This is a genomic window from Paraburkholderia sp. 2C, from assembly GCF_054589215.1.
The window spans coordinates 106,106-113,030 of record NZ_BAAILL010000037.1; the positions used below are offsets into that span (position 1 = coordinate 106,106).

The window sequence follows — 6,925 nt, forward strand, 5'->3', positions numbered from 1 at the left end:
TGCGCGCTCACCCATGCAGCGTATCGATGATCGCCTGCGTAATCCCCGGCCGGTCGTACGAGGCACGCTGAATCATCCCGACCGTGCGCAGCATCGGCGGATTTGAAATAGCGAGCACGCGCAGCGACGGATCGTTGCGCCAGTTGCCCCGGTGCAAGAGCGGCAGCACCGCGACGCCGACGTTCTCGCGCACGAGCGCGACGATCGTCTCGATCGAATTGAGTTCGAGATATTCGTTGACGGTGAGCCCCGCGTCGCGCAGCGCCTGATCGACGACGCGCCCGGTCCGCACGCGGCGGTCGAAACGCAGGAAGCCGTGACCGCGCAGAATGCGCTGCGGATCGCTGTCGACGAGCGCGCTGCTCACCACCAATACCAGCGGCTCGCTATACAGCGTGGTCCACTTCAGCGTGTCGGGCAGCGTCGCATCGGCGCGCGCGACCACGGCCGCGATATCGACGTCGCCGGCCTCGACCATTGCGGCGAGTTCATCGGAACGCGCCGACAGCAGCCGCACGTCGAGTTGCGGATGGTCGGTCTTCAAACGCGCGACCACCAGCGACAGTGCGCCGATGACGGAGACGACCGCGCCGATCGTCAGCGGCCCGACCATCGAATCGGCCGGGTCCGCATTGAGTTCGTCGAGCAGATCGAGAATCTGCTCGACCTTCGGCCAGATTTGCTGGCCGTCGCGCGTCAGCACGATCTGCCGTCCGCTGCGCGCGAAAAGCGGTCTGCCGAGCGCCTGCTCGAGCCCGCGCATCTGCAGGCTGACGGCAGCCTGCGTCAACGCGACTTTTTCCGCGGCGGCCGCGAACGACCCGGTTCGCGCGACGGCCCGAAAGGTTTTCAACATCCGCAGCGTGGGCATGAATGGCAGGAAGCTCAAGAAAAACTTAAGTATTGGCAAGAAATATTAATATTTTCTGTCGGGTTCCGCACCCCATAATCGTCGCTTCAAACGACGCTTGAAAGCGTTCCGAGGACGACCAGCCCGTGGGGAGTGTCACAGCATGAGCGATGGCGAGCGCCGACCGGTACTCGAGGTCAGCGGCTTTTCGTTGAAGTTTTCGCGCTCGGCCGCGATGCCGAATCTTGTCGACAACGTGTCGTTTGCGGTCGGCAGCGGCGAAACGCTGTGCATCGTCGGCGAGTCGGGCTGCGGCAAGAGCGTCACCTCGCTTGCCCTGATGGGGCTGCTCGCGAGCCCGCCCGCGCAACGCGTGGCGGGCACGGCGCACTTCGACGGCAAAGATCTTTTCACGCTTTCCGAGCGCGAGCTGGCCGATATTCGCGGCAACCGGCTGTCCATGATCTTTCAGGAGCCGATGACGTCGCTGAATCCGGCGTTTACGGTCGGCGAGCAGATCGGCGAAAGCATCCGCCGGCATCGCGGGTTGAGCCGCGGCGAAGCGCGCGAGCAGGCGCTCGAGATGCTGCGCCTTGTGCGGATTCCCGCCCCTGAAACGCGGCTCGATGCGTATCCGCATCAGCTGTCGGGCGGCATGCGTCAGCGCGTGATGATCGCGATGGCGCTCGCCAACCAGCCGCGTCTGCTGATCGCCGATGAACCGACCACCGCGCTCGACGTGACCATCCAGGCGCAGGTGTTGTCGCTGATCAAGAATCTGCAAGCCGAGACCGGCACGGCGATGGTGCTGATCACGCACGACCTCGGCGTCGTCGCGGAAGTCGCGGACCATGTCGCGGTGATGTACGCGGGACGGATCGTCGAATACGGCACGGTCGCCGATCTGTTCGACGATCCGCAGCATCCGTACACGATCGGCCTGATGGGCGCGATTCCGTCGACGGGCAAGCGCGAAGGATCGCTCGCGACGATTCGCGGTTCGGTGCCGTCGCCGGAACAGATGCCGAACGGCTGCCGTTTTGCGCCGCGCTGTCCGTTTGCGGAGCAGCGCTGTGTCGATGCGGCGCCGCCCGATCAGCCGGTTGCGGGTGTGCATCGCGTGGCGTGCTGGCTTGCGCCGGTCGAGCAGTCCGCTTACGCCGCCGGCGGGCAGCCGCAGCGCGCGCCGATGCGCAGGGAGGTCGCATGACGACCGGCACCGGCATCCGCACTGATCGTTCACAGGCTTCAGGTTCCGACAAAACCGCGCCGCGTACGCCGATCATCGAAGCGCGCGCGCTGACGAAACACTTCGGCGGCGACCGTCATCTGTTTACGCGCACGCCCACCGTTTATGCGGTCAACGATGTGTCGTTTTCGGTCGCCGCCGGCGAGACCTTCGCGATTGTCGGCGAATCGGGTTGCGGCAAGTCGACGCTCGGCCGCCTGCTGCTGCGCCTGATCGACTCGACGCAAGGCCGCGTGCTGTATCAGGGGCGGGACATCACGCATCTGCATGGCGCGCCGATGCAGCGGCTGCGGCGCGAGATGCAACTGATTTTCCAGGATCCGTTTGCGTCGCTGAATCCGGGCATGACGGTCGGGCAGATCGTCGGCGAGCCGATTGCGTTGCATCGGCTTGCGCGCCATGGCGCCGAGCGCCGCGAGCGCGTCGCGCAGTTGTTGCGCACGGTCGGCCTGCAGCCCGCCTACGCCGATCGCTATCCGCACGAGTTCTCGGGCGGCCAGCGGCAGCGCATCGGCATTGCGCGCGCCCTGGCGGGCGAACCGAAGCTGATTGTCGGCGACGAACCGGTGTCGGCGCTCGACGTGTCCGTGCAGGCGCAGGTGATCAATCTGCTCGAAACCTTGAAGCAGGACCTCGGGCTCACGCTGATCATGGTCGCGCACGACCTTGCGGTGATCCGCCATATGAGCGATCGCGTCGCCGTCATGTATCTCGGCGAGATCGTCGAGCTCGCCGATGTCGACGCATTGTTCGATGCGCCGCTGCATCCGTACACGCAGGCGCTGCTCGGCGCGATTCCGGTGAGCAGCCCGCACGAGCGGCGTGCGCGCGCCGCGCTGACCGGCGATTTGCCGAGTCCGACCGCGCCGCCGCCCGGTTGCCGTTTTCATCCGCGTTGTCCGCATGCGAAGCCGCTGTGTTCGCAGGAGCGGCCGGCGAGCGAAACGCTCGGCGACGGACGGCGCGTGGCATGCCATTTCTGGCGTGAGATTCAGAACGCGGGCGGCAGCGCGCCGCTCGCGACGCCTGCCAGCACGAAGCTCGGCGAACGCCTTGCGATCTATCGCCAGCGTCAGGCCGAGCAGGCCGCACAGGCGGGGCAGACGGCGCAAGCAGCACAAGCAGCGCAAGCAGCGCAAGCAGCACCGGCCGCGCAATAGGACAACCTGCATCACACCGCTTTATTGAACCGGGAAAGAAAAAGGAAAGACCGCATGCGAAGAATGTTGATGGCCGCGGCGCTCGCGCTCAGCGCGTCTGCCGCGATGGCGCAGACCAGCCAGATCCGGATCGGCTTGCAGGACGACATCGGCACGCTCGACCCTGCGCGCAGCGTGCAGTTCGCCGACCGCATCGTGTTCGCGTCGCTGTGCAATTCGCTCGTCGATATCACGCCGGACCTGAAGATCGTGCCGATGCTCGCGACCTCGTGGACCACGAGCGCCGACGGCAAGACGGTCACGTTCAAGCTGCGCCAGGGCGTGAAGTTCCAGGACGGCGAGCCGTTCAACGCGGCGGCCGTGAAGGCGAACATCGAGCGCGCGATGACGTTGCCGACCAGTAACCGCAAGAGCGAGCTCGCCTCGATCGATCATGTGGATGCGATCGACGCCAGCACGGTTGCGTTCGTGCTCAAGCAGCCTGACGCCGCGCTGCTCGCCACGCTGTCGGACCGCGCGGGCATGATGCTGTCGCCGAAGACGTTCGCCGACGCGGCGGGCGTGGCGACGCATCCGGTCTGCTCGGGCCCGTACAAGTTCGTGCAGCGCGTGCAGAACGACCGCGTCGTGCTCGAAAAATTCGACGGCTACTGGGACGCCGCGAAGTACCCGATCCAGCGCATCACGTTCCTGCCGATTCCCGATGCGACCGTGCGTCTCGCGAACCTGCGCTCGGGTTCGCTCGATATGCTCGAGCGCGTCGCGCCGTCGGACGTGAACGCGGTGAAGGGCGACGCGAACCTGAAGCTCGTGACCACGCCCGGCCTTGGCTACTACTACGTCACGTTCAACGTCAACAATGGTCCGCGCGGTAACTCCGTGCTGCGCGACAAGCGCGTGCGCGAAGCCTTCGATCTGTCGATCGATCGCGATGCGATCAACCAGGTGATCGGCGCGGGCATTTTCGCGCCGGCCAACCAGCCGCTGCCTAAATCGAGCCCGTACTACGACGCCGCATTGCCCGCGCCGCATCGCGACGTCGCGAAGGCGAAGGCGTTGCTGAAAGCGGCCGGCCACGAACATGTCGACATCGAGTTCACGTATCCGAACAACACGGTATCGAGCCAGATCGTGCAGATGCTGCAGGCGATGGTCGGGGAAACCGGCTTCACCCTGAAGCTGCGGCCGACCGATTACGCGGCGCAGCTCAATGCCGCGCATAGCGGCGACTTCCAGGCGATGTATCTCGGCTGGTCGGGCCGCGTCGATCCGGACGGCAATCTGCATCAATTCAACACGTGCGCGGGCAACCTGAATTACGGCAAGTACTGCAATGCCGACGTGGACAAGCTGCTCGACGCCGCGCGCGTGAAGCTGACTGTCGCGGACCGCAAGGCCCAGTATGACGCGGCCGCGAAGCTGCTCGCCGATGAAGACCCGAACGTCTACATCTATATCCAGCCGTGGCCGTACGTGCTGTCGAACAAGGTGCAGGGCTTTACGCCCTACCCGGACGGCCTGATTCGCTTGCGCGGCGTGAGCATCAAAGGCTGAACGGCATGCTCAGGATCATCGCCAATCGCCTGCTCGTCGCGGTGCCGACACTGATTCTCGTGTCGATGCTGATCTTCGGCCTGCAGAAGCTGTTGCCCGGCGACCCGGTGATGGCGATGGCCGGCGAAGACCAGGACCCGCAGCTGATTGCGTCGCTGCGCGCCAAGTATCACCTCGACGAGCCGGTGCCGACGCAGTACGTGCTGTGGGTCAAGGACGTGTTGCACGGCGATCTCGGCGTGTCGCTGCGCACCGATGTGCGGGTCACGTCGCTGATCGCGCAGAAGCTGCCCGTCACCATCCAGCTCGCGGTGATGGGGATGATCTTCGCGATCGGCATCGGCATTCCGGCCGGCGTGATTTCGGCGTCGAGCCGCGGCGGGCCGCTCGATTACGGCGCGAATATTCTCGCGCTCTCGGGCATGTCGATTCCGAATTTCTGGCTCGGCATCATGCTGATTTTTCTCGTGTCGGTGCGCTGGCATTTGCTGCCGTCGTCGGGGTATGTGCCGCCGGGTGAAGATTTCTGGCTCAGCATCAAGACGATGCTGATGCCCGCGTTCGTGCTCGGCGCCGCGCTCGGTGCGCAACTGATGCGGCATACGCGCAGCGCGATGCTTTCCGTGCTGCGCACCGATTACATCCGCACCGCGCGCGCGAAAGGGCTGCTGCGCGCGACGGTGGTGGTCAAGCATGGCTTTCGCAATGCGCTGATTCCGATCGTCACGGTGCTCGCGCTGCTGTTCGGCGAACTGCTCGCGGGCGCCGTGCTGACCGAGCAGGTGTTCACCATTCCCGGCTTCGGCAAGCTGATTGTCGATGCCGTGTTCAATCGCGACTATGCGGTCGTGCAAGGCGTTGTGCTCGTCACCGCGCTGTCGTTTATCGTCGTGAACCTGTTCGCCGATGTGCTTTATATCGTGCTCAATCCTCGTATGAGGCGCAGCTGATGGCCACTCCCGCGTCTCCTGTGCGTTCGCCTTCATCCGCTGCCGCCGGTGCAGCCGCTGCCGCGGCTTCCGTGGCTTCCGTGGCTTCCGATACGCTGCCGCGCCGCAAGCGCCGCGGTCTCACGAAGTTCATGCGCAATCGCGCCGCCGTGTTCGGCGCGGTGCTCGTGCTCCTTGTCGTGTTGATGGCCCTGTTCGCGCCGTGGCTCTCGCATTACGACCCGGTGCAGGCGAGCTTTCTCACCGTGCGTCAGCCGCCGTCCGCCGCGCACTGGTTCGGCACCGACGAACTCGGCCGCGATGTGTTCGCGCGGCTGCTCTATGGCGCGCGGGCGTCGTTGCTGGCCGGCGTGGTGTCCGTGTGTATCGCGGTCGTGGTCGGTTTGCCGCTCGGTTTGCTGGCCGGTTACTTCGGCAAGCTCGTCGATGGCGTGATTTCGCGCGTCGCCGATGCGCTGCTGTCCATTCCGTTTCTGATTCTCGCGATCGCGCTCGCCGCGTTTCTCGGCCCGAGCCTCACCAATGCGATGGCGGCGATCGGTATCTCGGCGATGCCGCGCTTCGTGCGCCTGACACGCGGCCAGGCGCTCGCGGTGAAGGCCGAGGAATATGTGGAAGGCGCGCGCGCCATTGGTCTCGGCCACGCACGGATTATCGTGCGCTATATCCTGCCGAACGTGCTGCCGCCGATCATCGTGCAGGCGAGCCTCACGATCGCGACCGCGATCATCGCCGAAGCGAGCCTGTCGTTTCTCGGGCTCGGGCAATTGCCGCCGTCGCCGTCGTGGGGATCGATGCTGAACACCGCGAAGGATTTCGTCAGTCAGGCGCCGTGGATGTCCGTGTTTCCGGGCGTCGCGATTTTCCTCGCTGTGCTAGGTTTCAATCTGCTCGGCGATGGATTGCGCGACGCGCTCGATCCACGCGAATCGTAGCGTTGCAAGGCTCGGCTTTATCGCATCGCTGCACGCTGGCTTCTTTCAATACTTTCACCCGTTTGAGTTTCACATGACACGTTTCAACTGGCAGAACCCTTATCCGACGCAGCGCCTGCCTGTGTTCGCGCGCAACATCGTTTCGACGTCGCACCCGCTTGCCGCGCAGGCCGGCCTGCGAATGCTGTGGAAAGGCGGCAATGCAGTCGACGCGGCGATCGCCGCGG

At 65.1% G+C, this 6,925-nt stretch carries 6 protein-coding genes; 5 read left to right on the top strand and 1 reads right to left on the bottom strand.

What is annotated here, in order from left to right; genetic code table 11:
* Positions 1-7: 7 nt before the first annotated feature.
* On the bottom strand, positions 8-871 hold the full coding sequence (locus tag ACYPXD_RS17155) for a LysR substrate-binding domain-containing protein (RefSeq protein WP_459713661.1): 864 nt from the start codon (positions 869-871) through the stop codon (positions 8-10).
* A gap of 142 nt (positions 872-1,013) precedes the next feature.
* Here ACYPXD_RS17155 and ACYPXD_RS17160 point away from each other — a divergent pair, with 142 nt between their 5' ends.
* The 5 genes from ACYPXD_RS17160 to ACYPXD_RS17180 are packed head-to-tail and all read left to right on the top strand — an operon-like array spanning position 1,014 to position 6,698.
* A complete protein-coding gene (locus tag ACYPXD_RS17160) occupies positions 1,014-2,060 on the top strand; it encodes an ABC transporter ATP-binding protein (protein WP_459713637.1) in 1,047 nt (348 codons plus the stop codon).
* A complete protein-coding gene (locus tag ACYPXD_RS17165; protein WP_459713639.1) occupies positions 2,057-3,259 on the top strand; it encodes an ABC transporter ATP-binding protein in 1,203 nt (400 codons plus the stop codon). The genes ACYPXD_RS17160 and ACYPXD_RS17165 overlap by 4 nt, the downstream gene beginning before the upstream one ends.
* Before the next feature lie 54 nt (positions 3,260-3,313).
* A complete protein-coding gene (locus tag ACYPXD_RS17170) occupies positions 3,314-4,813 on the top strand; it encodes an ABC transporter substrate-binding protein (RefSeq protein ID WP_459713642.1) in 1,500 nt (499 codons plus the stop codon).
* A gap of 5 nt (positions 4,814-4,818) precedes the next feature.
* Complete coding sequence (locus tag ACYPXD_RS17175) at positions 4,819-5,763, top strand: ABC transporter permease (protein WP_459713644.1); 945 nt, start codon at positions 4,819-4,821, stop codon at positions 5,761-5,763.
* Positions 5,763-6,698: an ABC transporter permease gene (locus ACYPXD_RS17180; RefSeq protein ID WP_459713646.1), complete on the top strand. Its 936-nt coding sequence runs from the start codon at positions 5,763-5,765 to the stop codon at positions 6,696-6,698. Before ACYPXD_RS17175 ends, ACYPXD_RS17180 begins: the two co-directional genes overlap by 1 nt.
* Positions 6,699-6,925 lie beyond the last annotated feature (227 nt).